At 46.5% G+C, this 26,460-nt stretch carries 20 protein-coding genes, 4 pseudogenes and 1 riboswitch; of the genes and pseudogenes, 10 read left to right on the top strand and 14 right to left on the bottom strand.

Going from position 1 to position 26,460, the window contains the following annotated elements; genetic code table 11:
• Positions 1–7: 7 nt before the first annotated feature.
• The 8 genes and pseudogenes from V6N89_RS00815 to recG all read right to left on the bottom strand — a co-directional run bounded on the left by V6N89_RS00815 (position 8) and on the right by recG (position 8,058).
• A complete protein-coding gene (locus tag V6N89_RS00815; RefSeq protein WP_338519739.1) occupies positions 8–1,042 on the bottom strand; it encodes an ABC transporter ATP-binding protein in 1,035 nt (344 codons plus the stop codon).
• Positions 1,042–2,563 (bottom strand): annotated as a pseudogene (locus tag V6N89_RS00810) (ABC transporter permease). Before V6N89_RS00810 ends, V6N89_RS00815 begins: the two are co-directional and overlap by 1 nt.
• Positions 2,560–3,594: pseudogene (locus V6N89_RS00805) on the bottom strand (extracellular solute-binding protein). The pseudogenes V6N89_RS00810 and V6N89_RS00805 overlap by 4 nt, the downstream one beginning before the upstream one ends.
• A 9-nt stretch (positions 3,595–3,603) precedes the next feature.
• On the bottom strand, positions 3,604–4,413 hold the full coding sequence (locus V6N89_RS00800) for a hypothetical protein (RefSeq protein WP_338519738.1): 810 nt from the start codon (positions 4,411–4,413) through the stop codon (positions 3,604–3,606).
• 305 nt (positions 4,414–4,718) lie between these two features.
• Entirely contained in the window at positions 4,719–5,192 is a 474-nt protein-coding gene (locus V6N89_RS00795; RefSeq protein WP_338519737.1) for a peroxiredoxin, read from the bottom strand.
• 9 nt (positions 5,193–5,201) lie between these two features.
• A complete protein-coding gene (locus V6N89_RS00790) occupies positions 5,202–5,786 on the bottom strand; it encodes a class I SAM-dependent methyltransferase (protein WP_431189756.1) in 585 nt (194 codons plus the stop codon).
• 36 nt (positions 5,787–5,822) lie between these two features.
• Positions 5,823–5,990 carry a hypothetical protein gene (locus tag V6N89_RS21645; protein ID WP_431189755.1) on the bottom strand — a complete coding sequence of 56 codons (168 nt, stop codon included), beginning with the start codon at positions 5,988–5,990 and terminating at the stop codon, positions 5,823–5,825.
• Positions 5,983–8,058: pseudogene (recG, locus tag V6N89_RS00785) on the bottom strand (ATP-dependent DNA helicase RecG). The gene V6N89_RS21645 and the pseudogene recG overlap by 8 nt, the downstream one beginning before the upstream one ends.
• A gap of 198 nt (positions 8,059–8,256) precedes the next feature.
• Between recG and V6N89_RS00780 the strand changes: the two are divergent.
• Positions 8,257–9,342 (top strand): helix-turn-helix domain-containing protein, encoded by a 1,086-nt coding sequence (locus V6N89_RS00780; protein ID WP_346993283.1) that lies wholly within the window; start codon positions 8,257–8,259, stop codon positions 9,340–9,342.
• A gap of 83 nt (positions 9,343–9,425) precedes the next feature.
• A complete protein-coding gene (locus tag V6N89_RS00775) occupies positions 9,426–10,742 on the top strand; it encodes a serine hydrolase domain-containing protein (RefSeq protein ID WP_338519735.1) in 1,317 nt (438 codons plus the stop codon).
• Positions 10,743–10,810: 68 nt separating this feature from the next.
• Here V6N89_RS00775 and trmH read toward each other — a convergent pair whose 3' ends face one another.
• The 5 genes and pseudogenes from trmH to gmk form a co-directional block, all read right to left on the bottom strand.
• Positions 10,811–11,518 carry a tRNA (guanosine(18)-2'-O)-methyltransferase TrmH gene (trmH, locus tag V6N89_RS00770; RefSeq protein ID WP_338519734.1) on the bottom strand — a complete coding sequence of 236 codons (708 nt, stop codon included), beginning with the start codon at positions 11,516–11,518 and terminating at the stop codon, positions 10,811–10,813.
• Positions 11,519–11,521: 3 nt separating this feature from the next.
• Positions 11,522–11,909, bottom strand: a pseudogene (locus tag V6N89_RS00765) (RidA family protein).
• A 23-nt stretch (positions 11,910–11,932) separates the two neighbouring features.
• A complete protein-coding gene (gene spoT, locus V6N89_RS00760) occupies positions 11,933–14,044 on the bottom strand; it encodes a bifunctional GTP diphosphokinase/guanosine-3',5'-bis pyrophosphate 3'-pyrophosphohydrolase (protein ID WP_338519733.1) in 2,112 nt (703 codons plus the stop codon).
• 144 nt (positions 14,045–14,188) lie between these two features.
• The gene (gene rpoZ / locus V6N89_RS00755; RefSeq protein WP_014947805.1) at positions 14,189–14,461 is read right to left on the bottom strand and encodes a DNA-directed RNA polymerase subunit omega; all 273 of its coding nucleotides are present in this window, start codon (positions 14,459–14,461) and stop codon (positions 14,189–14,191) included.
• A 159-nt stretch (positions 14,462–14,620) separates the two neighbouring features.
• Positions 14,621–15,262, bottom strand: coding sequence for a guanylate kinase (gmk, locus tag V6N89_RS00750; protein WP_338519732.1), 642 nt, complete (start codon positions 15,260–15,262; stop codon positions 14,621–14,623).
• 225 nt (positions 15,263–15,487) lie between these two features.
• Between gmk and V6N89_RS00745 the strand changes: the two genes are divergently transcribed.
• Entirely contained in the window at positions 15,488–16,159 is a 672-nt protein-coding gene (locus V6N89_RS00745) for an alpha/beta hydrolase (protein ID WP_338519731.1), read from the top strand.
• Between the two features lie 14 nt (positions 16,160–16,173).
• On the opposite strand, the gene V6N89_RS00740 is transcribed toward V6N89_RS00745, so the two are convergent.
• Positions 16,174–17,235, bottom strand: a complete 1,062-nt coding sequence (locus tag V6N89_RS00740; protein WP_338519730.1) for a GGDEF domain-containing protein — start codon at positions 17,233–17,235, stop codon at positions 16,174–16,176.
• Positions 17,236–17,501: 266 nt separating this feature from the next.
• On the opposite strand from V6N89_RS00740, the gene hemC reads away from it, so the two are divergent.
• From hemC to thiE, 7 genes are all read left to right on the top strand, one after another.
• Positions 17,502–18,443 carry a hydroxymethylbilane synthase gene (gene hemC, locus V6N89_RS00735; protein WP_338519729.1) on the top strand — a complete coding sequence of 314 codons (942 nt, stop codon included), beginning with the start codon at positions 17,502–17,504 and terminating at the stop codon, positions 18,441–18,443.
• Positions 18,444–18,458: 15 nt separating this feature from the next.
• Positions 18,459–19,199, top strand: coding sequence for a uroporphyrinogen-III synthase (locus V6N89_RS00730; RefSeq protein ID WP_338519728.1), 741 nt, complete (start codon positions 18,459–18,461; stop codon positions 19,197–19,199).
• Positions 19,200–20,363 (top strand): uroporphyrinogen-III C-methyltransferase, encoded by a 1,164-nt coding sequence (locus V6N89_RS00725; RefSeq protein ID WP_346993282.1) that lies wholly within the window; start codon positions 19,200–19,202, stop codon positions 20,361–20,363. It abuts the gene before it with no gap.
• Positions 20,360–21,544 carry a heme biosynthesis HemY N-terminal domain-containing protein gene (locus V6N89_RS00720; protein WP_338519726.1) on the top strand — a complete coding sequence of 395 codons (1,185 nt, stop codon included), beginning with the start codon at positions 20,360–20,362 and terminating at the stop codon, positions 21,542–21,544. Before V6N89_RS00725 ends, V6N89_RS00720 begins: the two co-directional genes overlap by 4 nt.
• A gap of 148 nt (positions 21,545–21,692) precedes the next feature.
• The gene (locus tag V6N89_RS00715; RefSeq protein WP_346993281.1) at positions 21,693–22,649 is read left to right on the top strand and encodes a choice-of-anchor A family protein; all 957 of its coding nucleotides are present in this window, start codon (positions 21,693–21,695) and stop codon (positions 22,647–22,649) included.
• A 57-nt stretch (positions 22,650–22,706) separates the two neighbouring features.
• Positions 22,707–22,818: riboswitch (TPP riboswitch) on the top strand.
• A 204-nt stretch (positions 22,819–23,022) separates the two neighbouring features.
• Positions 23,023–24,921: a phosphomethylpyrimidine synthase ThiC gene (gene thiC / locus V6N89_RS00710; RefSeq protein WP_346993280.1), complete on the top strand. Its 1,899-nt coding sequence runs from the start codon at positions 23,023–23,025 to the stop codon at positions 24,919–24,921.
• Positions 24,918–26,453, top strand: a complete 1,536-nt coding sequence (gene thiE, locus V6N89_RS00705; protein ID WP_338519724.1) for a thiamine phosphate synthase — start codon at positions 24,918–24,920, stop codon at positions 26,451–26,453. The genes thiC and thiE overlap by 4 nt, the downstream gene beginning before the upstream one ends.
• Positions 26,454–26,460 lie beyond the last annotated feature (7 nt).

Genomic DNA, 26,460 nt, shown 5'->3' with positions numbered 1-26,460 from the left:
GGATGTATTATGACTGGCGAGGAAACACGGCCAGTGGATGTGTGGTGATGAGCTTGACCAAGGCACGAGTGCCCGGTTTAACCGCGTTTTCGTGACTTACGCGCACTTTAAGCTCATCGCCGCTATCAAGACTCAGCGCATACAAGCGGCTTTCACCTTCATATCGCACCCACTTAACCGCACAGTTAGTTTCGTTACTTTGGGCGTCTAAGCTTAAGTCATCAGGGCGAACAAGCAGGTCTACTTCGCCGCTCGCGCCTTGTAATGGCGTACCAGGTACATTACCAATGTGCGTAACAACCGTGTTATCAACGTTACTTTCGCTTGTCTCAAACGTCGCCTTTAAAAAGCTAGCCTCTCCCATAAAGCGCGCAACAAAGCGGCTTGCAGGCTTTGAATAGCAAGCTTCAGGTGAGTCGAGTTGCTCCATCACACCCTTGTTTAGAATACCTACTCTGTCACCAACACTAAGCGCCTCATCTTGATCGTGCGTAACCCAAATAGCAGGCACGCCTGCTTTTTTAAGGGCATCGCGAATTTCCCATCGCAAGCTGTCTTTAAGGGCTGCATCTAAGTTTGAAAGCGGTTCATCAAGTAACACAAAAGCGGGCTCATGCGCCAAGGTTCGCGCCAATGCTACGCGCTGCTTTTGGCCACCCGAAAGACGCGCAGGTTTGGCATCACGAAACGCATCTAGCCCAAGAAGCTTCAACCAATGATCGGCAAGCGCCGTGTCTTTCAGGCGGAAACAAACATTTTGTTGTACGGTGAGGTGTGGAAACAGCGCGAAATCTTGAAAGACCATGCCCACGTTGCGCTTTTCAGGGGGAACGTGTTTGGTTGCGGTACTTTCCCAGTTTCCTAATTGCATACTGCCTTCACAAATCGGAATAAGCCCGGCTAAAGCCTGTAATATGGTAGTCTTGCCGCAGCCCGTTGGTCCCACCAGCATGAGAATTTCGTCTTGCCCAAGTTCTAGGTTTAACTTGTCGACTACGCGGGTAGACCCATAATTTACAGACAAATTACTCACACTTAGCATTACGAACGTTCATCCTCAGTTACAGTAAATTGGGCTTTTCGTTCACCCGATAGCATAAGCACTAGGCCAATGCCTGACAATAATACCAGTAGTAAGCCTGGCACAGCAGCACGGCCAAAGTAGCCAGCTTCATAGACACGCCACATATAGGTAGCAAGTGTCTCAAATCCTGTAGGCCCCAGCATAAGGGTAGCTGGTAACTCTCTCATGGCCTCCAAAAAGACCAATGCAGCGCTAAGCAATCATACCACGAAGGGTAAGTGGAAGCGTAATGCGCATAAACGCCTCTCGCGGACTTGCGCCCAGCACCCGAGCAGCCTTCACAAGACCCGAGTCAATATTTTCAGACGTGCTCCTTACGCTACCAACAGCAAGAGGGATAAAGCGAAGCACATAGGCCATTACCAGCAAACTCAACGTTTGATAAAAGGCCGGAAGCTGAAGGCCGACATAAACCAGTGCGGTCCCCATAACAATACCAGGTACACCAAAACCGAAATAGGTGATGCGCTCCATGAAGCGACCGGCTTTGCCCGCAATAGCAGCATGGGCAACGGGAATTGCCAGCAGCACCGCCACTAAAGCTGCAATGAATGAGGCATGAGCAGAGTTCCAAGCATAGCTGAGTTCAAAACCACCCGTGCCCTCTCGTACAAGCCACAGTATAAATACAGCCAGCGGTAGCACTATTGCCATAAACACAACAGGGAACGCAGCAACAAGCATTAGGTTGCGTTGCCATCTAGCAGGAAATAGCACAAGGTGCTTTCCAGGCCGTTCTTTTGCGCCGCCAATGCGGCTTTCAATAAATAAGATTAACCCCACAATGACCATCAGCTGCAGGCTCAGCATGGCAGCTTGGCTAAGACCAAAGGCGTTATATTCAACAAAAATAACGCGGGTAAACGTGTCTAGCCCCATAATGGCGGGCGTGCCAAAATCAGAAAGTGCATAAAGTGCAGCCAATAAGGCACCTGCCGCAATACTGTTAACTACACGCGGTAACACCACGCGCCACAGGCTTGTGCCTAGTGTTAGTCCTAATGTGCGAGCAGCATTGACTAGGCTCGCATCTAAGCTAAGCAGGCTTGCTCTGGTGGTCATCATCACAAACGGGTAAGTATACAAACTCATGACCAACGCGGAGCCCCACAAACCGCTGATGGGTGGCATTGTGAAACCCAATACATTTTCAATTTCACCGCCGCGCCCAAACGAGAAGTACATCGCAAAAGCGCCGATATAGCTGGGAAGCGCTAGCGGTGCCGCAAGCACGATAAGCCAAAAGCGCTTAAACGGCATTTGCACATAAGCGGTTAAAAATGCCAGTGGAACACCAATCAACACTGCGCCAATAATGGTTAACACCACAAGCGACAGTGTGTTACCTAAAACACGTAGATTATGTGTATCGAACAGCTGGGCGCTGTCTTGGGCTAAAGAAAACAAAACGCCGACGGGCAATAAAGCCATCAGCGCTATTAGTAGTGCCAGGGGATACGACTTAGGCCAATTTGTCACAGTACGCCAACTTCCCTCATCATATTAAGCGTAGGGCGAAGATCGGCTAACTTACGCAAATCCATCTCTGGCGGCGACAGGCTGCTTAAGCTTGCCAGGCCTTCTGGTTGGGCAACACCTTGTACCAGCGGAATTTCATATGCCTCGCGGGCTAAGTAAGACTGTACTTCGGTGCTTAAAAGATAACGAATAAAGTTAACCTATAAGCTACCTTCACTTAGTGCAACAATGCCCGATGCATTAACCAAACAGCCCGCGTCGTTATTGGTGTAAGCTAGAGCGACATTGGCATCTGGCTTGCCCGACTTAAGGCGCAGCGTGTAATAGTGGTTGGCAAAGCCAACATCTACTTCACCGCGTTCAACCCCCATCACAACACCAAGTTCACCTGCGTATTTTTTCGCATTGCGATTGATGCCTTTCAGCCATGCTTTTGTGGCTTTTTCGCCTTCTAACACTCGCATTGCGGTAACGAACGATTGAAATGATGAATAAGCAGGGGCCCAGCCAATTTTAAGATCGCTATCGGCTAGCGCCATCACGCTGTCGGGAATTTGCTCTAATGAAACACGCTTCGTGTTGTATGGCAACGTTCGAACACGCCCAGTAACAGGGGACCAGCTTGGGTATTGAAAGCCTTCCTTAAGCTGAGCGGTCATATCCGAAGGCAGAGGTTTTGCCGCCCCTGCATCGGTAACCACGCCTATGGAGCCGGTATCTACCGCCCAAAACAAATCAGCGCGTTTAACGCCAGCTTTGGTTTCCGCCACTATGGTGTTGGCTAGCGCAGCAGAGCCACCGCGACGCACTTTTAAATTAAGGTTTGGGTTACGCTTTTCTATCGCTTTCAGAACATTCTCATAAAGCCCGCCTTCGCCTCGACCCAAATACAACGTTAGGTCGCCTTCAAGCTTGGGTAGTGAATCTACCGATACACTGCCTGTTTGCGTCATGGCGTGCACAGTGCTTAGTGGCAAGCTGCCTAACGCACCCGCTGCCGCTAGGCCCTGTAAGAATGTTCTTCTTTGCATTGCGCTTCCTTAAAATACGTCTTTACGACTTTTTTCTGCTTCCACTAGAAGCATACGTGCGCGATCCAATTTTGCTTGCATGGTTTCTACAACCTTTCGCACACCATTTACGCCTTTATCTTTTGAGATGGCTTGTGGAAGCGTTACGTTAAAGTCTTTTTCTAAGTCCTCAACCAGTGCCGCATCTTTTGCAATTAGATCGCCTTCTACGCCCTCGAAGCGTTGAAGGTAAGTATCGTGCACTAATGTTGTTGCTACTTCATGAAGTTGCTCTGCATATTTGGCAACTACACGGTCGAGGCGATTTTTAATGTCATCGATAATTTCAGGGCCCGTAGTCGGTTCTTTTTCTGTTGTCTTAACAACGTCGACCAGGCCTTTCTTCTGATACTGGGACGCAAGTTTAACCGCGCCTAGCGCTTGCCACAAGGCATGATTTAGCTTCTCTTGTTCCTCGCGAACTACCTTGATAGGTTGTTTACCATCAATGGCCATTTTCACGCCGTAAATACCTTGCCAGATTGAGGCATAGATAGGTACATATTGGGTTTCAATAGCAGAATGAAACTCAACTTCTTCCCAATATTCAATAAGTGCATCGGTATTGAGCGAAGCATCTTTAGCTTCATATGCATTTACAACACCACCGAATTTGCTTTCCAGCCAGTGAACTTCTTCTGTGTATTCAGCAATATGCGCATGCAAGTTATTGACATGGTCGCCAATCTCACCGTTTGCTAAGGCATTGCCTGATGCAACGGTCAATGACATTGCCGAAGCAAATACGAGTGCACTCATTTTTTTCAGTGTTGTTGTCATGATTATTCCTAAAACATTGTCTTTTCACGCAAATGATACTTATTATCATTAAGCAAGTAAAGGTAACTCAGCGAGTGTCAAGGTCACCCACCTCTGGCGCAAAGCCCTGTAATATCTGGGTTTACAATACGAGCAATAGTAGTAAATAAACGCAAACCTGATGATATTTAACGATTATTCAGACACGAGAGATCACAGTTTTGTTTCATTTTAATGAATTAAAAAACAATGTATATGCTGCTGACAAACATAAAAAAAGCTCGCGAAAATAAGGCGAGCTTTTTATCGATATAAATCCTAAATGCTTAGAGGCTATTTAGCATAGTTTCCGCATCACTTACGTCAAAACGGCCTGGGTCTTCTACGTTAATTTTTACCACTTCACCGTCTTCAACCAGCATTGAGTAACGCAGTGAGCGCATGCCACCGAAGTTACCTGTATTCATGTCTAGGCCTACTTGCTTAGTAAAGTATCCATTGCCATCAGCTAGCATGATAATGTCTTCTGCGTTACTGGCCTTACCCCACGCATCCATAACAAATGCGTCGTTTACGCTTAGACAAATAATACTATCTACGCCTTTGGCTTTAATTTTGTCAGCCAGAGTAACGTAACCAGGTAGGTGTGCTTGAGAACAGGTTGGTGTAAATGCACCAGGCACCGCAAACATTACCACACGCTTTCCAGTAAACAGTTCATTAGTTCCTGGGTTAGTTACTTCACCATTTTCTAAAAGGCTAAAATCCACCTCAGGCAGAGTGCTACCAACTTGTATCATGATGTTCTCCTAATTTTTCTGACACAAATACACGTCAAATCGATGTTTCTTACTTTCTATTGCCATTGATGGCTTATGTCCTGCCAGCACGTCTGCACTGTTTGGTCGCTTTACTACCACTCGGTGCGTAGCTAGCTTTAGTGCTGGCGGTAACAGCGCATCTGCGTCAGGGTCGTGTCCTAACAGTTGCTGAAACAGCCGCATTTCCTTTTTCACCAAGGCCGATTTCTTTTTATGCGGGAACATGGGATCGAGATATATCGCATTCACATCCTCACCATCAAAGTATTGCATTACCTCAGCACTATTTCCATGCTGAAGTGTCATTCGTGACGCCAAGTCAGGATAGTCAATCTGAAGTCGTCTTATGCCATCTTCCAGCAAAGCTGCCACAATAGGCGAGCGCTCAATCATGGTAACGTGGCAGCCAACACTTACCAGCACAAAGGCGTCGCGCCCTAGGCCAGGGGTGGCATCTACTACGTGCCATTGTTCGTTACCTTTTAACCCTACCGCTTTAACGATAGGCTCTTTGCGACCACCGCCATGTTGTTTTCGGTATATGCTCGCTGCACGACGCAAAATCGACTTCAACGGGTAACACCTTTTTTTCACTGGCGTCACTTAACCCTAAAACGTTGTTGTGGACTTGCAAATAAAAGCCATCTGCCGCGGTAGGTTGTTTTCATTATAACTAAAGCCCCACTTATCACTTATCGCTTTTGCAAGGTCTGTGTCTGCATCAAAACACGCATCTGCGGGCGCGCTGGTTACTACTAATGGCAGTGTGTTAAGCATGGCCATACTGCTCCTTGTGCCCAATCCAGCGGTTAATGATAGCTTGTGCGTGAGAAGGATATTTGTCCCATAACGTGTAGGCTATCTCTTGCACTTTAGGAATGAGCGCGGCGTCGCGCACCAAGTCGGCTATTTTAAGCTCGGCCATACCGGTTTGTTTGGTACCCATGAATTCTCCAGGCCCACGAATTTCTAGATCGCGCTGAGCAATGTAAAATCCATCGTTAGATTCACGCAATACCCCTAAGCGCTGAGTTGCTGTTTTCGACAGCGGGCTTTGATACATCAGCACACACTGGCTTTCTACCGCACCTCGCCCTACGCGACCGCGTAATTGGTGTAGTTGAGCTAAACCCAACCGTTCAGGGTTTTCAATAATCATAATACTGGCATTAGGTACATCTACGCCTACTTCAATTACGGTTGTGGCAACAAGCAAATCTAACTTGCCATCTTTGAAATCTGCCATAACTTGTGCTTTTTCAGCTCAGCTTTAAGCGCCCGTGAACTAACCCCACCTGCAGGTCGGGTAGCGCAGTACGAAGCGTCACCGCGGCGTCTTCTGCGGCTTGGCACTCGAGTACTTCAGACTCGTCAATTAGCGTACATACCCAGTACGCTTGTCTGCCATTTTCTTTGCACGCTTGGCGTACCCGTTCTATTACGTCGGCGCGGCGCGTATCGGGCAATACCACCGTTTGTACTGGTGTTCGCCCCGGCGGCAACTCATCAATTATCGAGGTATCTAAATCGGCATACGCGGTCATCGCGAGCGTTCTTGGAATGGGCGTGGCGGTCATGATCAACTGATGAGGATAGCGCCCCTGCTGTTCGCCTTTGTCACGCAATGCCAAACGCTGATGTACACCAAAACGGTGCTGCTCGTCCACAATAACGAGTGCTAACTGCTGATAGTTTACACTTTCTTGGAAAATAGCATGTGTCCCCACGAGCATTTGAATATCGCCCGCCTCTAGTCTTGCCAGCACTTCATTACGCGCTTTGCCTTTTAGTTTGCTTAGCAAGCCAGCCCACTTCAATGCCGAGTGGCTCTAGCCAACCTCTAAAGTTATTCGCATGCTGCTCAGCAAGCAGCTCTGTGGGCGCCATTAAGGCCACCTGATGACCCGCACCGATGGCAGATAGCGCCGCAAGCGCAGCAACTAGCGTTTTACCAGACCCCACATCGCCTTGTACTAAGCGCATCATGGGGCGAGCGTGCTGCATGTCCTTTTGAATATCTGCTACTACTCGCGCCTGCGCCCCTGTCGGGGAAAATGGCAGCTGAGCAAGCATTTTATCGATAAGCACCTGATTAACGTCAATAGGAATACCCGGCTGTGCATCAGAGAGCTTGCGCACTTTAAGCACGCTTAAGTGATGTGACAGCAGCTCTTCTAAAATAAGCCGGTATTGAGCAGGATGCAGACCTTCTTCCATTTCGTGAACGTCGACATCTGGTGGCGGCCTATGCACTAAATGCAATGCTTCGTTTAAGCTGATTTGCTCATCGTAAATGCCTTCTGGCAACAGGTCAGCAAGCGCACCTTTATCTAGCAATGCCAGCGCTTGCTCAGTTAAGTTGCGTAAAGTCAGTTGCTTTACGCCATCCGTGGTGGGATAGACTGGAGTCAAAGATTCTTCACTTGGCGGCGCATCTTCTTCAACCAGCTTGAACTCAGGGTGCATCATTTCAATGCCCCATTTGCTAGGTTCGAACTTCACCAAAACAGCGTACTGTATTACCTGGTGTCATCATTGAGCGCTGCACCGCACCAAAGTGAAAAAAGCGCAGCGTAATCGTACCTGTACCGTCGCTTAGCTTCACCACCAACATGCGTTTTTTACCGTACTGGATATCTGCGCTCATCACTTCCCCTTGCACACTCACATGGGTAAAGGGGCGACATTCGGCTACGCTGTATATTCGTGTTCGATCTTCGTAACGATGAGGAAGGTGAAACAAAATATCTTGAAGGGTGAACAGGCCAATTTTGTTGAGCTTTTCTGCCACCTTTGCACCTACGCCTTTAAGCGCAGTAATCGGTGTAGTGGCCAGTGCTTGCATTGGTCGAAGTCCTTCTTTTATCTATTTGATACTGACGCTAAGCGCCTAAATTTAAACGAAGTGTAAAGGATTGCGACTAGGTTGGCGAGTACGCTTTAGGTCAGTTTTTGAAGAACCATGAACAAAATAGGAAAAGCACAAAGAAAACTGAACTCAAAAACTGTGGTTGCTATTATTTTCAGTAACTTATAACGTGCCATGTGTTTATCTTACACCGTTGTTAGCAGCATGATCACTTTGACACACTTGGAAATAGTGGATTTAGCCCTTCGCTTAGCAGCAAGTGGCCAGCTAGGCCTATTGATATACTGGTTCGGTCAATACAAACCTAAGACGCAAAAGCGAGCCTACCAATTTTTTGTATTGTGCATCATTAGCTACATACTGCTAACCACCCCAATTGCCAATGAAGACTACGGCTGGTTGCGCGCACCTTTGCTGCTTCTGACCGACCTTACCGCCTTCTCTATTTGGTACTTAGTGTTAACAATACTCAAACCGCAGCGATCATTAATGGATTACCCCAAATGGTTGACTATACCTGTAGGGCTGTGGTGTGTTTGGCTGGCCTATTTTTTCTTATTTACACCAGGAAAAGGCGTGTTGCACGACGCAAGCCATGTCATCGGTTTTGTTGTTCTTGGTTATGTGATTTATCGATGCTTGCACGGCTATTTTGACGATCTAGTAGATGAACGACGTAGTGCACGACTTATCATAGTGACAGGATGCGGCATTTACATGGCTGTGTTGACCTTTTTCGAATTAGCTTTTCGTTTCGTAAAAGACCTTTCTTTGTTTAGCTTATTGAACGCACTCACCATTGCCTTGCTCTCATTTATTTTTAGCGCTAGATACATTAAGCCCAATGCAGATGATAGGCCAGTGAATGAAAAAACTATGTCATCAGCCATTAAAGAAACCTCTTCGAGTAAACCACCGCGTTCAGTGAATGCAGAAAAACTGTATGAATTGATGGAGTCAGGTATTTATCGACAGCCCGATTTTTCGGTTAGTGCATTGTCTGAGGCTGTAGGTATACCCCAACATCAGCTGCGTAAACTCATAAACCAAGAACTTGGTTTTACCAATTTCTCACACTACCTCAATAGTTATCGCATTCCTGAGGTGTGTCGTCAGTTAGAAAATACTCAGCAACAACATATCCCCATTCTCACGTTGGCCCTAGAGGCGGGATTTAATTCAATAGCACCGTTTAATCGCGCGTTTAAGCATCATATGGGCATGACGCCGAAGCAATACCGCGAACGTTTTCAAAAATGATCATGTTTTTTTAAAAAACGATAAGAAAAAGTTTCGTATTTTCAATTAACTAGAGCTTGCTAATTTTTGTGGAGTACTCGTTAATGAAATACAAAAAAACGGTAGCGGTTACCGTTCTTATTGGTGTGTTCTTTTATTTTACTTACCCAATTTATCAGTTTTATACCCATAAACATAAAGCCCCAATGTTAACGCCATGGGGATACGAATCTTTGCCTCAAAACGCGCCGCAAAACAGCAAGGTCTATCAACCACATTTCACAAACACTGCCGAAAAAGCACTACACCGTATTGGTCAACATAGAGCAGCCATTAATGCCCCAGGCCTTTCTATTGCGGTGGCGATAAAACAAGAGCTAGTGTGGGCTGGGGCTTCAGGATGGGCTGATGTAGCAACTAATACCCCCATGACACCTAATACTATTGTTCGCATCGGAAGTACGTCCAAAGCGCTAACGGCTACTGGCTTAGCACGTATGGTTCAAGCGCAAGCAATCTCACTTGATAGGCCTTTAAGTGCCATATTCACTGAATTACCAAACCAAGCATGGGCCGATATCACACCTCGTCAACTCGCGTCTCACAGTGCAGGCATGCCTCATTACAAGGAAAATACCGATTATTATGGGCTGCTAAAGTCGATCACCTTGAATGGTCATTATAAGAATGTTGATGATGCCGTTAGGTTATTTGATGGCAGCGAAACCTTGTCTGCGCCAGGCGAGAAGTTTTATTACTCAAGCCTTGGCACTGTGCTGTTAAGCGCCGCTATGCAAAGCAGTGTCGAGACAACCTACCAACAATGGATGCAAGAGCAGGTTCTAGCTCCCCTTGCCATGCACAGCACCTTGCCAGAACAGCCTCTCCCTTCGTCACACCACCCCCAAAAAGACCAGCAGGTAGCCACTTTTTATTGGCAAGAAAAGGGCGAGCAACGCCGAGTACGTAAATGGAGAGACGTAGACTTAAGCCATAGACTTGCCGGAGGCGGATGGCTTTCAACATCAAAAGATCTGGTTAAGTTGGGGCAAGGCTTCATGGATAACAACTTTATTGCCACTTCCATAAAAGATGAGTTTTGGACACCCCAAATACTAAATAGCGGCAAGGCAAACCACCAAAACTACGGTATTGGCTGGCGCGTACACACGTTGTCATTAGGTGATGATGAGGAGGTCACTTACGCTCACCACGGGGGTGTTTCTAAAGGTGCACAGAGCTTTCTTGTTGTAGTGCCTAAATACAAGCTGTCTGTTGCGTTGAATATCAATAGTAATACCGAAGAGTTTCATGAATTCAGTAGTATTGTTGGTGAGATAATCCGGCTTTTTATTGCCGAAAGGAAAACACAGATAAAAGAGAATGCAGAAGGAGATTTAGGCATCGCACGCCCGTTGTAACAGATGCTAAGTTAGCGCAATAACGGCGTTATCATAACGCCGTTATTGCTAATATTGCATTTTTGCCACTAGCTGGCGTCTAGTGCATTGGCTTCTTCTTTGGTGATTTGCATTTCTTTCCACCAGCTATCGGTGGCGTCCACTTCACCTAATGCGTTGATAGGGGGAAGTGGTAGTCCTTTGCGTTGGCAAAGTTTAAACAAACGAGGATAGCCATTTTCAAAGGCAAGTGCCTGGCATTCTTCTTCTGGCAAATGTTGCGTATTGTACATACCCGCAATTGTGCGTTGACGCTGTGCTTCGTACAACACAAGTGCTGCGGCAACCGAAACGTTTAACGATTGCACCATGCCCATCATGGGAATAACAATATCCTGATCAGCCATTTCTTTGGCTTCATCAGTGGCACCATACTTTTCTTGACCAAACAAAATGGCAGTAGGTTTGGTGTAATCGATATCGCGAAAATCTACCGCGCTGTCAGACAAGTGCGTAACGAGCACTTGCATACCCTGCCCTTTCAATTCGGACATGGCATCGCTGATATTGTCGTGGTTGGTTTGACGCACCCATTGCTGGCTGCCCATTGCTGTGCCGCGACGAAATTGATACTTCTGTTCCCACACGGTGTGAACGCGATGAATACCCACCGCGTCGCACGTGCGCACAACAGCCGATACATTGTGTGGCTTATGCACGTTCTCAAGGCAAACCGTAAGATCGGTTTGTCGTCTTTCCAGCACACTTCTAATTCGCTGATAACGCTCAGGTGACATGACTTACTCCGGCAATTCCATAACGCCGTCAATTTCAATTTGTGCACCTTTAGGCAGTGCTACAACCTGCACCGCTGCGCGAGCTGGGTATGGCTGCGTAAAATAGCGGCTCATAATCTCGTTAACGGTGGCAAAGTGACCTAGGTCAGTCAAAAAGATGTTTACTTTAACCAAGTCATTTGTTGTTCCGCTAAGCAGCTTCACACACTGCTTTAACATTTTCAAAAACCTGAACAGCTTGCGCTTCAAATTCGTCAGATACCATTTCCATGGTTTCTGGCACCAAAGGAATTTGGCCAGAAAGATATACTGTAGTGCCTGCTTTAGCCGCTTGGCTGTATGTACCAATAGCAGCAGGTGCCTTATCGGTCTGAATAATAGACTTAGACATAATGATTCCTAAAAAATATAAAATTAGTGTCGAGATTGACTATGACGAGACACTTTCTGAACCTCTGGCATGGTACGAATTTTCTTCATTACACGGGCCAGATGCACGCGGTTGTACGTGGTTAGCTCTAGGTCAATAAAGTAGATATTACTCTCTTTTTCTTCGGTTTGCAGACCAATGATGTTGGAATCGCAACCCGAAATAGTGTTCGTTAATGTTGCCAGCGTCCCTTGGTGATTGATGAGCTCAATTCGCAGCGACGCTTTAAATTCGCCTTGTGGCTCATCATCCCATTGCATAGGCAATACTCGCTGAGGCTCTTCTCTGGCGAGCTTACGGATGTTATTACACCCCGTTTGGTGAATAGTCATACCGCGTCCAGGGCTAAGTACCGCGACAATTTCATCGTCAGGAATAGGGTGACAACAGCGCGAATAATGCACCAACAAGCCTTCGGTTCCACGAATAGCCACGTTGCCTTTTTTGTCAGACAAATCAGAAGTACTTTCACCCAACAAGCGGCGTGCAACAATAGCGCTTAGCTCATTACCAAGCCCAATATCTACCAATAGATCATCAAAGCTATCGTGTTTAGTTTCAGCCACAACGCGGTCGATATCGTCTTGAGGTATATCGTCTAGCTTCACGGCACCGAGCGCATGACGTAATAGACGATTCCCCATGTTCACTGCTTCTTGTGAATGCTGCTTACGCAAGTACTGGCGAATGCGCGTACGCGCCCGTGCGCTTACTACAAAGTTTAGCCAGTTAGCATTTGGCTTAGCTTTCGGCGAGGTAATAATTTCTATCGTTTGCCCATTCTCCAGCGGCTTGCTCAAGCTAAAGTTTCTGCGCTCGACGCGCACGCCCACACAGGTATTACCCACATCAGAGTGAACGGCGTAAGCGAAATCAACCGCCGTGGCCCCCATTGGCAGCTCGATTATACGGCCATCAGGTGTAAACACGTAAATTTCGTCAGGGAACAGGTCAGTTTTAACTGATTCGATAAATTCAAACGATGAACTGGCCGACTGTTGCAGTTCCAACAGACTTTGCATCCACTTACGCGCGCGCAATTGCGCCGTAGTGCCATTGTCACCAGGCTCTTTGTATAACCAATGCGCCGCAACACCTTTGTCAGCCATTTGATCCATTTCCTGCGTACGAATTTGAATTTCAACAGGGATACCGTGTGGACCAATCAATGAAGTGTGAAGCGACTGATAGCCGTTAGTACGTGGAATGGCAATATAGTCTTTGAAGCGGTTTTCGATAGGCTTGTACAGACCATGCATGGCGCCCAAAGCGCGATAGCAGTTATCAACTGACGACACTACGATACGAAACGCGTATATATCCATTACCTCATTGAACATCAGTTCTTTGTTTTTCATTTTACGGTAAATGGAATACAGGTGTTTTTCACGGCCAAGCACATTCGATTCAATTTCGTAGGCTTCAAGGCGCGTGTTTAATTCCTGCCTAATGTTTTCAATAATCTCTTTTCGATTACCGCGAGCCTGACGCACAGCTGATTTAAGTGCACGGTGACGCATAGGGTACATGGCTTGAAAACCTAGGTCTTCCAGCTCATTTTTAATATCGTGAATACCCAAACGATGCGCGATAGGTGCGTAGATTTCCAGCGTTTCAAGGGCAATGCGACGGCGTTTGTCTGGGCGAAGCGACCCCAACGTGCGCATATTGTGAGTTCGGTCGGCCAGCTTTATCAAGATAACGCGAATATCTTGTACCATGGCCATCATCATTTTACGGAAGTTTTCCGCTTGCGCTTCTTGTTTGGTACTAAATGCCAGTTTATCAAGCTTACTGACGCCCTCCACAAGCTCAGCGACGGTGTCACCAAAGGCTTCAGCTAAGTCTTCTTTGTCGTAATGGGTGTCTTCAATAACGTCATGCAGCAGTGCAGCCATAATAGTTTCATGGTCTAAATGCATATCAGCAAGAATACCCGCTACTGCAACAGGGTGTGTGATATAGGGGTCGCCACTTGAACGCATTTGGCCATCGTGGGCTTCTTGCGCCAAAACAAAAGCATCTTGTACCAGCTGAACCCGTTCGGCTGGTAGATATTCAACAACTTTCTGCTTTAAACCTTCAAACAAATACACAGTGCAGCGTGACCCTTATATAACGTTACAACCCTAAGAATACGTTTTATTGTGCTATAAGCCAATACGCCAAAAGTAAAGCGCCAGTGCTTTTTTCAAAGCACTGGCGCTAAATTACTCGTAAACAGCCCTAAAGGGCACGTTTTACTGATCAGATAGAATGTTTGCTACTGAAGCAAATTCAGCATGTTCTTGCTGTTCTTGTGCTTGAAGCTCTGCTTGCTCAAGCGTAGCAGCAGTCACTAAACCTTCTTCGATTTCACGAAGTGCAGTTACTGTTGGCTTATCGTTTTGAACGTCAACCATAGGATCTTTGCCTTCAGTGGCAATTTGACGTGCACGGCGTGCAGCAACAAGCACTAGGTCAAAGCGGTTACCAATTTTATCTACGGCATCTTCTACAGTTACGCGAGCCATGTATTTCTCCGAAAATTAGGTTGAGCAAGTTATTCAAAAAACGGCCGCGTAGTATACATGGTTGTACCTCGCGATCCTAGCGTTTTGTGTGAAATTAACACAGCGCGATCGCTGTGATCACACGCTTTTTGGTCAAAACACGTAATTCTTAATGTAAGCTTACGCGTTACCGAGCAATTCGTCCAACAAAGGCTGATGACGCATTTGCTGTTTAACGGTTCTTAGACGCTGAGCCGTAACAATGGCTTCAAGGTCGCCAAGCGCGGTCGTGAAGTCATCATTAACAATGACATGATCAAATTCATTGAAGTGTGACATTTCAGCCACGGCTTGTGACATTCTGCCTGCAATCACCTCATCACTATCTTGACCGCGATTATTTAAGCGCTGTTCCAGCACATCTAACGAAGGTGGCAAAATAAAAATACCACACGTATCTGGCATCAATTTTTTCACTTGGCGCGCACCTTGCCAATCGATATCAAGAAAAACATCAATACCACGGTGTAGCGTTTGTTCAATTGTCACACGTGATGTTCCGTAGTAATTGCCAAAAACTTCGGCATACTCGAAGAAAACACCTTGCTCGATAAGGGCTTCAAACTGCTCTCGGCTTACAAAGTGATAGTGAACGCCATCTTCCTCACCTGGGCGAGGTTGACGTGTAGTATGAGACACAGACACCTGCATTGGCGACGTCGTATTGCCTTCGTACTTTTCCATTAGCGCTTTTATAAGACTAGATTTGCCAGCACCGGAAGGCGCAGCAAGAATAAACAGATTACCGAGTAGTGAGGCCATAAAATATTAAAATTCTATCAAAGTATGGTGATTTCAAACCGCAATGATAGCATAGGTAAGCGCACTGCCGTAATAACCATTGTGTTAACAGAAACGCAATCATAATGCGTGATAACAATGTCTTTTACGTGATGCGTTTTAAAAATGATAACAATAATGTCATGAAGCGCTTTTTGATTACGCGCTTTGGCTAACAAGCAACAAGACCACTATAGGAACATGAGCATGACTCAGCCACTTCTACCGTGCGTAGAAATCAACCCTTCCACCACGCCTGATGCCTGCGTTATATGGCTACACGGGCTTGGTGATTCTGGCCACGGATTTGCCCCTATTGTCCCTGAGCTTCGCCTGCCTGATAGCATGGCGGTTAAGTTTATTTTTCCTCACGCACCCGAGCGTCCTGTTACCATAAATAACGGTATGCGTATGCGTGCGTGGTACGACATAAAATCACTCGACTTTGATAGCCGCGCAGATTTAACTGGTGTTAAAGAGTCTGCAGAGCAAGTTGAACAGTTAATTGAAGCACAAATTAAAAACGGAATACCCGCAAATCGCATCGTTTTAGCAGGCTTTTCACAAGGTGGTGTGGTGGCATTGCATTTAGCGCCACGTTATTCACAACAGTTTGCTGGGGTTCTGGCTTTATCTACCTATATGTGCGAGCCCACACTTTTGGCAAATGAGGCAACTGACGTCAATCGCACCACACCCATTATGATGGCCCACGGCGATCAAGACGAAGTTGTGCCAGTCTTTATGGGTAACGCCGCGTACAACACACTGACCAACAATGGTTTTAATGCCACATGGCAAACCTACACCATGCAACACAATGTGTGTATGCAAGAGCTAAATGACATCAGTGCATGGCTTCAGAAAGTGCTGGCGTAAAGCCAGCACATCTTCTAATTGACCACTCTGTTGCGGCCGCTGTTTTTTGCGGTATACAGGTTATCGTCGGCCTGTTTTAACGTGGCATGGATATTACTGTCAGTAAGCGCTGTAGCCACCCCAAAACTGGCGGTTATGGGGTGGTGAATATCACCTTTAACAAAAGGGTTCTCTTCAATGGTCTTCCGCATTTTTTCTGCAAGTTTAACGGCCTGACTTAGGCTTGCATGTGGGAAAAGAACAAGAAATTCCTCCCCGCCAGTACGCGCTACCACATCTGTATTTCGCACGGTTTTACGCATTAACTCACAAAAGTGTATTAAGACTTCATCTCCGATATCGTGTCCGAATTTGTCATTGACCCGTTTGAAGTGGTCAATATCGACCACAACCGTACTTAAGGGAAAATAACTGGCTGGGTCTTGCATGGCGCGCTCAAAAAACACAGCTTCAAGAAAACGTCTATTGGGCAATTTCGTCAGCGGGTCTGTATTGGCTTGCCGCATGCGCTCTAAATTTTCTTGCAGCATTTCCCTTCGGCTTTGGTGCCAAAAATATTCACCAATAAACGCCACGCAAACAAAACAAAAGGTGGCAATAAGAAAGCGAGACACGTGCTCTGGCGGATATTCAGCTGCTATTTTGTCTTGATTGAATAACATTAACATAGACAAACCAAGCGTTACTGTAACGTACAAAATAGCGGGTTTGTATCTCACCACAATTATCTGAATGAACAATAGAGGAAAAATAAAATACAACCCGGTGTTATTCAGTCCTCCTGTATAAACCAGCGCATTTATGGTGAAGCAAACAATTAAACCCGCAATATAGTAGAAAAGGTCATAGCGGGGAAATACGTGCGATAAAATGACGTTAGCAAAAATAACGGCTGCCGAGCCAGCGAGTGAACCCACTAGCAATGTGTCGCCCCCCTCAATGTTTATCCACGCCATGACAGCCATAATGATGCCGCCAACATACGAGATAAAGTAAAGGGTTAGCCTTCTGCGTTTTGCTTCAGCCTCATTTTGTTGCGTACCTCGCAGTAATTGTCGTACTGATGAATGCTCCATTACCGCACCTGCTCTCCTTTTTACGCGTTATGCCTTGCTATCAAAAAGGCTTTAATGCCAACACGTTACCATCATAAAAAACTTTTCAAAACACAGCTTAGACTGATTTACATCATATCTCCAGCTAGAAAATTTGGGGCATTTTCCAACATTAAACCGTAGAATACGTATACTAGAACGTGTTCAATGCATTACATTTTTGCAACCCAAGACAACAAGCTCTAGCATACGCACCACAGTATTAATTTTAATTGATTGGAATCACCATGAGTAACCTTAACACTACCCGTACCATTCGCATTGCAACAAGAAAAAGTGCACTAGCACTGTGGCAAGCAGAGTATGTGAAAGCGAAGCTTATCGAGCACTATCCTTCGCTAACGGTAGAGTTAGTGCCCATGAGCACGCAGGGCGACAAAATTCTTGATACGCCATTAGCGAAAATTGGCGGCAAAGGCTTATTCATCAAAGAACTTGAAATTGCCATGTTAGAGGGGCGCGCCGACATTGCGGTGCACTCTATGAAAGATGTGCCAGTAGCCTTTCCTGACGGTTTTGGCCTTCATGCTATTTGTGAGCGCGAAAACCCGTTTGACGCATTTGTTTCTAATCATTTCGATAATATAGACGCGTTGCCACAAGGCGCCGTGGTGGGCACGTCTAGCCTACGCCGCCAGTGCCAAATTCGAAAATACCGCCCAGACCTTGTGATTAAAGATTTACGCGGTAACGTCAATACACGTTTGGCAAAGCTAGACGCAGGTGAATACGATGCCATTATATTGGCTTCAGCTGGGCTTATTCGACTAGAGATGGAAGACCGCATTCGCATGCCAATTCCGGCCGACGTGTCACTTCCTGCGGTCGGTCAAGGCGCGGTTGGCATAGAATGTCGCAATGACGATGACGAACTTATTGCACTTTTACAGGCACTTAATCACAGCGATACGCACACGCGAGTCACCGCTGAGCGTGCGATGAATGAACGTTTAGAAGGTGGTTGCCAGGTACCCATTGGTAGCTTCGCAACGTTAGAGGGCGACGCATTAACGCTTACGGGAATGGTAGGTAAGCCGGATGGTTCTGAATTATTATTTGCTTCAGCTACCGCACCGCGAGACAAGGCATCAGACATTGGCATTGAAGTCGCACAAGCTCTTCTCTCTCAAGGGGCTGGAGAAATACTCAAAGCCCTTTACGACAACTAAGCTAACCGCAAGTCCATGTTGCTATTCACTCGCCCGTTACCCAAACTCAACGTGACAGGTCGAGCTTTTGAGAATGCGGGTATTAATGCGGTAGGCGTTGCCACATCGGATATCGTATGCGTGCCATCAGAGAGCGCAGCAGCAATTGATTTCATTGCAAAAAACCCTGTTCAAGCTGTGGTTGTCACCAGCGTTTACGCAACGCAGTCAGCTATTAGTGGCTTAAAAACAAGAAGTGACTTAGGTGCCAAACTCCCCACCGTAATTGCCGTGGGCGATGCCACAGCGAAAAAGCTTCAACATGCGCTAAACAATGTTGACGGCGCCACCGTATTGACGCCAGATGCCCATACATCTGAGGGCATACTGGCAATGCAGCAGCTTAATGAGCCAAGAAACCAACATGTGGTTATTATAAAAGGAGAAGGTGGTCGCGACGCTATTGCCCAAGGGTTGCAGCAACGCGGCTATGAAGTAAGCCACTTTTGTGTGTATAAAAGGGAGCAACTTACCCAACCTATTTACACAAAACGGTGGAAAATTAGCGACGTTAGCGGCATTATCGCAACAAGCGAAGCAATGGCAACACAGCTTATTTCTCACTATGGTAACGCGCTTCTAACATTACCTTGGCTAACGGTGAGTGAGCGAATTGCGACTTCATTAAGAGAAATTGGGGTATTGCGCGTATCTGTATGTTCACGCGCAACCGATCAAGCCTTAACGGCTTGGGTAAAGGATAACTGGGAGTATTGAATGGCCAATAATAATGATAGTCGTCCTCAAGACGATGCGCTGGTGAATGTTAACGATAACAAAGAGGTTATCGATTCAGCGCCTGATACGCCGACTACTGCGCCTAAAAAAGAAAAGTCTTCCGGAAATGGCCTGCTGTGGTTTGTCGTTGTTATCTTATTTCTTCTTGTCATTGGACTTGCTGGCGCTGGCTATTGGTATTATATGCAGCAGCAAACAGAGCGACTGTCATCGCTAGACACACAGCAGAAAAACACTGTGGCACTGCAATCCATGGAGCAACAGCGCGCGCAACTCACCGACAAAATTGATGCGATAACTCAGCGTAACAATGCACTTGCCGACACCGTTAGTGCGTTAAAAGCGGAAAATGAAACGCTCGCCCTTCAAGCCGAATCGGCACTTGAACAAATTAAGAATATGGAAGGCCGCCGTCCAGCAGATTGGCTAATAGCCGAAGCCGATTATTTGGTGCGCATGGCAGGCCGCAAACTATGGCTAGAAAACGATGTTCGCACGGCTATTTTATTGTTAGTAAACGCTGACAAACGACTAAAGTCTCTGGCTGACCCATCAGTTCTTCCTGTGCGTGCAGCGCTTGCTGCAGATATTCAAACGCTTCAACAGTTAAATCCAGTGTCGCCTAGCTCGGTGGCGCTTGCATTAACGGGTATGATTGCTCAGATAGACAAACTGCCTTTGGACGCCTTTGAAAAGCCCAAAGACGTAAACGCTCAAGATAACACCTTGTCAGAGTCTACAGACGACTGGCAAGAGAACTTAGCAAAAGTATGGCAGTCACTAGTAGATGACCTTTTCACGGTAAAAACGATAGAAGGTCCCGTTGAGCCCGTTTTGTCACTTGAAGCGCAATTTTTAATTAAAGAACAACTACGCCTGCAACTCATGCATGCACAATCTGCCGCACTCAAAGGCGATGCAGGGCTTTATGGGCAATCATTACAGTATGCGCAAACCCTGCTTATCGAAAAGTTTGATATTGAAGCCAGCCAAGTAACCGGCTTTGTTAGTGCGCTTCAAAACTTGCTTAACACCGAAGTATCTCGTCCTATTCCAAGTGAATTGCAAGCTCAAAAGCCTTTAGAAGGGTTGCTAGATAGTCGCGTTAAGCAGGTATTCGGTCAGGGAGCAAGTGCACTATGAGATGGTTAGTCATTGCGCTTGCGGTACTTGCCGCATTTATTGTAACGCTTATTGTCGGTCCCATGATATTGGGAGACAAAGGCTATGTACTGATATCCCTTGGCAACAAGGGCATAGAGATGACCATTATAAGCTTTAGCTTGTTTCTTATTATCGGCATTGTGGGCATATACGGCCTTCTACGGTTGATAATGTGGACATTGAGCTTGTTTACAGGTTCGCACAAATGGTTTGGCGCACTGGGCGAGCGCAAACGCAGACGCGCTTTTTATGACGGTTTGCATGCCATGGCTGCGGGTGATTTTGAAAATGCACAAAAAGCGCTGGGCAAAACCACCAATGGCGACTTTGAAGGCGTAAACTACCTCGCCTCAGCGCAGATAGCGTTTGCCAACAGCGACTTTGACAAAGCGCGTTACTTTTTAGATCAAGCCAGTGACTTTTCAAATGCAAAAGTGTCGTCTACGGTAATGCACGCGCGTATTGATATGGTTGATGGCAAGCTAGAGAGCGCGCTTGAAAAGTTAAATGCACTCGATGAAAAAGCCAGCGAGAGCAAACAAGTTGTGCAGTTAAAAGCGCAGATCTTAGCAGAATTAGGGCAATGGCAGACATTGCAAAATAATTTAGGTGCATGGCGCAAAGCCCTGCCTAAGGACGACTACACAGCTTGGTCAGCGCGTATCGCGAAAGGTAAGTTTGCAGAAATTGCCAGCAAGCAAGGAGCAGTTGAGTTAAAGTCATATTGGGATAATCTTCCACGCAAACTGCGTCATGATGACGCCTATCGCGCGGCATATATTCAACAATTACTTGATCAAGGCATGCACGCTGATGCGCAACAGCTGTTGGTAGAATGGCAAAAACGCGGCCCTAACCATGCCCTGTTCCCGCTATTCTCACAGTTAAATATTCCAGATTCATCACCGTCGCTTAGAATACTAGAAAGCTGGATTAAGCAAGACGAAGAAAACGTGGAGCTTTACTCCACGCTGGGTCAGGTCGCGTTTAACTCGGGCGACGATGTACTAGCTGAAAAAGCGCTATTGAAAGCCACAAAAATGAAAGCTAACAAAGAAGACTTGCTTCTTCTGTCGGCCATTAGTGAGCGCAATCACGATACAGCGACCGCCCTTAAGCTATACAAAGAAGGGCTTGCACTGCACCCCCAAAGAGTCTAACGAGAGTTAGACTCACATAAATCACTGTACAAAATTCAAACACAAGTTTATACTCCTTCGCCAATGTCAATGACAACGCTGTCATTGCGAAGTTTTATGTAATTTGTGAAGTTAACTGTCTAGCTGTGAACGTATCTGTGGAGTATCTATGCGTCTTACCTTTTCTCTCATTAGCATTTGCTTTATCGCTGCACTATCTGTGCACGCACAAGCTAGTCATATAGACCTTAGTTTGGGTGAGTCAGCGAACTTCAATCTTGTAACTCGTCAAAACGCGAACCTGTATGACGCAGACTCTCAAGGCGCAATCGCCGTGGGGGGCAACGCTATTGTTGATCATTACGATGTAGGAGTGACATCGAATGGTGGTAAAGTCCTGCATGTAGACGGTGACCTAAGTGCAAAGGGCAGCGGAAATATTAAGGGTGATACTGTTGTAAAAGGAAACTATACGAACGACTCATCAAGCCAATGGCATGATCCGCTCTCGTGGGGAAGTCAGCTATACAAAACAAGCGACTTAAACATTTCAGATGCATTTGCAGAACTTGCGCTATTTTCTAAAGCGTTAGCAGAACTTGAATCTAACGTGAGCGCAAGTGCACAGTATTCAATACTTGAATTACAAGCGGATAGGCAGAACGCGTATAGTGATAACATGTTCGTTGCGGATCTAACACTAGCCGAATTAAATACTTATACAGGCCTTAAAGGTAACTTGTTTGAAACTGACGATTTTTTAGTTGTTAATATAGCCAGCGAAAACGTTGTTACTCTTGATTCATTCGACGTACTCTGGGGGCTGCCAGAGCGTTCAAATATACTCTACAACTTCATCAATGCTGAAGTTATCACATTTGAACAAGGTAATATTCACGGGCATATTCTAGCCCCATATGCGGATTTCACATTTGAAAAAGGACTAATAACGGGTGGAGTGTATGTTGATACCTTTTCATCTTACGCTGGCGCGCAACTCAATTTCGAAGGCGCGTTTTCTGGCAACGTTCAGGTCAGTGAGGTAAGCGAGCCAGAACATCTTGCACTTTTCTTTGTGACCGTTGTTTTGCTCTCGATAACTAGACGAAACACCACGAAGAAATGACAAAGAAATAAATTTCTGCCCTTGAAATCTATTTCACTTTAAGTATATTCAAATACAAGTTACTTGTCGGAGTGCTTCACTGGATACCCAGTAAGCTGAGACCGCGAAAGCGGGATCCGTTGAACCTGATCAGGCTAATACCTGCGAAGGGAACAAGAAAATATAATGCTGAAGTAGAATTTTTGTTGTGCTATTGTGCTTTTGTAGTAGCACGCGCTGTTAGTTATTTGGATGCCTTAGCATCTTAATGTTTTAGTGTTGCACAGCGCAAAAAGCCACATACCGTGACAACTTTCTTGCTTCAATCCTGCGTTATATTCTCCTTCACTCCTGACAAGCATTTTTAAACCTAAACCTTTAAGGCCAAAATGCTATGTCGACACGACGCGAACAGCGCCAACAAGCGCAACAGTTTATCAATGAACTAGCGGGCGAAGCGTACCCTAACTCTACACGCCATTACGAAACCGGCAGCCGCGATGATATTAACGTGGCTATGCGCCTTATCCATCAGCACGACAGTTTGGTAGGTGGTACAGAAGAAAACCCGCTTTTTGAAGCCAACCCAGCCATTCCTGTTTATGACACGGCAGGACCTTATGGTGACCCAGCGCAAACCATTGATGTTCACAAGGGCTTGTCACCACTTCGCCAATCATGGATTGCAGAGCGAGACGACACATTTGCACTGGATGGCGTATCGTCATCATTCGCCAAAGAACGAGAGAACGACATTTTCACCGAAGACTTTCGCTTTATTCGTGAGCGTAAGCCACTGAAAGCCAAGCAAGGCAAGAATGTTACGCAGCTGCATTACGCTCGCCAAGGTATTGTGACCCCCGAAATGGAATACATTGCCATTAGAGAGAATATGGGCAGACAGGCCATTAAAGAAGCAGAGCTAACGCAGCAGCACAAAGGCGAACACTTTGGCGCCAACTTACCAGAGACCATTACCCCTGAATTTGTACGAGATGAAGTCGCCGCGGGCCGCGCTATTATTCCGTGTAACATTAATCACCCTGAACTTGAGCCAATGATCATCGGGCGTAATTTCTTGGTGAAAATTAACGCCAACATTGGCAACTCCGCGGTGACTTCATCGATTGAAGAAGAAGTGGAAAAGCTAGTGTGGTCAACCCGCTGGGGTGCAGACACCATTATGGATTTGTCTACTAGCCGTAACATTCACGAAACCCGTGAATGGTTATTGCGTAACAGTCCCGTGCCACTAGGTACAGTCCCTATCTATCAAGCGCTAGAGAAAGTTAATGGCGTAGCAGAAGACTTAACCTGGGAAATGTTTAAAGACACACTTATTGAACAGGCAGAGCAAGGCGTTGACTATTTCACCATTCACGCAGGTGTACTGCTTGAGTATGTGCACCTTACCGCCAAACGCGTAACGGGCATTGTGTCGCGTGGCGGTTCTATCATGGCTAAGTGGTGCTTAAGCCATCACAAACAAAGCTTTTTGTATGAACATTTTCGCGAGATTTGTGAGATTTGTGCGCAGTACGACGTGTCGCTATCACTTGGCGACGGTCTTCGTCCCGGCAGCGTAGCGGACGCAAACGATGATGCACAGTTTTCAGAGCTGCGTACGTTAGGCGAGCTAACTAAAATTGCATGGGAATACGATGTTCAGGTAATGATTGAAGGCCCAGGGCATGTGCCAATGCACATGATTAAAGCGAACATGGAAGAGCAGTTAACCCACTGCCACGAAGCGCCGTTTTATACCCTAGGCCCACTTACCACAGACATCGCCCCTGGTTATGACCATTTCACTTCAGGCATTGGTGCTGCCATGATTGGATGGTATGGCTGCGCCATGCTGTGTTACGTCACGCCCAAAGAGCACTTAGGGTTGCCTAATAAAGAAGACGTCAAGCAAGGCCTTATTACTTATAAAATTGCTGCCCATGCAGCTGATTTAGCGAAAGGTCACCCCGGCGCACAAATGCGAGACAACGCCATGTCAAAAGCGCGCTTCGAATTTAGATGGGAAGACCAATTTAACTTGGCTTTGGACCCTCACACGGCCCGTGCTTATCACGATGAAACGCTTCCTCAGGCATCAGGCAAAGTTGCGCATTTTTGCTCTATGTGCGGCCCTAAGTTTTGCAGCATGAAAATTTCGCAAGAAGTGCGTGATGTGGCAAAACAGGCCGAGGAAAAACAGCAAGGCATGCAGGATATGGCAAACGCCTTTAATCAGTCGGGCGCTGAGCTTTATCACTCAGCAGATAGCAAGGTACAGCGTCCATGACACAACCCTTGATAAAAAAACGGGTTGTATGGTGTATTGGAGGGGTAGATTCAAGTGGCGGCGCGGGCATTACACGCGACGCCATTACCTTAGCCGATTTAGACGTACATGCCTGTGTACTGACTACTCAGCTTACTGTGCAGTCCAATACCGTCATGCTTAGCCGCAACGAATCCAGTGTGTCTGCGTTAAATGCTCAATGGCAAGTACTGTGGGAAGACACGCCGCCAAGTGCGATAAAAATTGGCGCACTTGCCAATGATGAGCAAGCGCAACTGATTTGTGCTCGACTGCAGTCGCTTGATTCGCCTCGCCCCTTTGTGGTGTGGGATCCCGTCTTTCGCACCTCATCTGGCGGACAACTAGGCACGCTAAGTCAGAACACTGTCACTGAATTATTGAAAAGCGTTGATGTTGTCAGTCCTAATACAAACGAGCTGTGTTCGTTAACCAATAGTACGCGCAGACTATCAAGCGTTGAGGACATGAAGGCACAAGCAAAGCAATTACTTGCCCTAGGTGCACATAGTGTACTTGTAAAAGGTGGCCACTTATCTGAGAACGAAAGCCAAAGCGAGGTCTGCGATGTTTTTGTCACCCCCGAACAAACCTATACATTCTCTGTTAATTATTCGTCTGGCGGAAATTTAAGAGGTACTGGCTGTATGCTGGCCAGTGCCCTTTGTGCATTTGTAGTTCGACATTACGATGTACCTGACGCCCTCACGCTGGCAGTCGCTTATGTCAACCAAGTGCGCCAATATTGTGAGCAACTGCCTAGCGCAACGTACTTTGCGCGCACCACTGGGTTTCCTCAATGTCCTAGTGCTTTTCCGACAGTTGATATACAACGCGAGGGCAATAAAGCGAGTACTGAAATAGATGTAAATGAGACTCGCGATTCCTATCTCCCCTTCGCGCCCCTTATAGACAAGTCGCTAGGTATTTACCCGGTTGTAGACAGCATACACTGGTTGAAAATGTTGCTGCCCACGGGCGTTAAAGTCATGCAGTTAAGGCTTAAAGAAGGCTCTGACAGTGAAATTCGCCAGCAGATATCTCAAGCTATTGCGCTAACCAGTAATACCGAATGCCAGCTATTTATTAATGACTATTGGGAGTGGGCCATCGAGCTTGGCGCTTACGGCGTACATTTAGGCCAAGAGGATTTAGACACAGCTGACCTTAACGCTATACAGCAAGCAGGTTTACGATTAGGCGTATCCACACATGGCTATGCCGAAATTCAACGAGTTAAAAAGCTAAAACCGTCATACATAGCGCTCGGCCACATCTTTCCCACTGCCACAAAAGATATGCCTTCAAGCCCGCAGGGCGTTGCCCGCTTAGCCAACTACGTCCCTTTATGTGAGGGGATTCCAACAGTAGCAATTGGTGGCATTACGCTCTCGCGCGTTCAAGCAGTGGCACAAACACAGGTAGATAGTATTGCCGTAGTAACTGCGATTACCCAAGCCGACAATCCTCTTATGGCTTACCGCCAACTGGCCGAGGAGGCAGGCTTTGCTTAGCAACGAA

The sequence above is a fragment of the Alteromonas gracilis genome (assembly GCF_036870955.2).
In the GTDB taxonomy this organism is placed as follows: Bacteria; Pseudomonadota; Gammaproteobacteria; order Enterobacterales; family Alteromonadaceae; genus Alteromonas; species Alteromonas gracilis_A.
The sequence above is the reverse complement of the archived record's forward strand: the minus strand, read 5'-3'. Positions and strand labels throughout refer to the sequence as shown.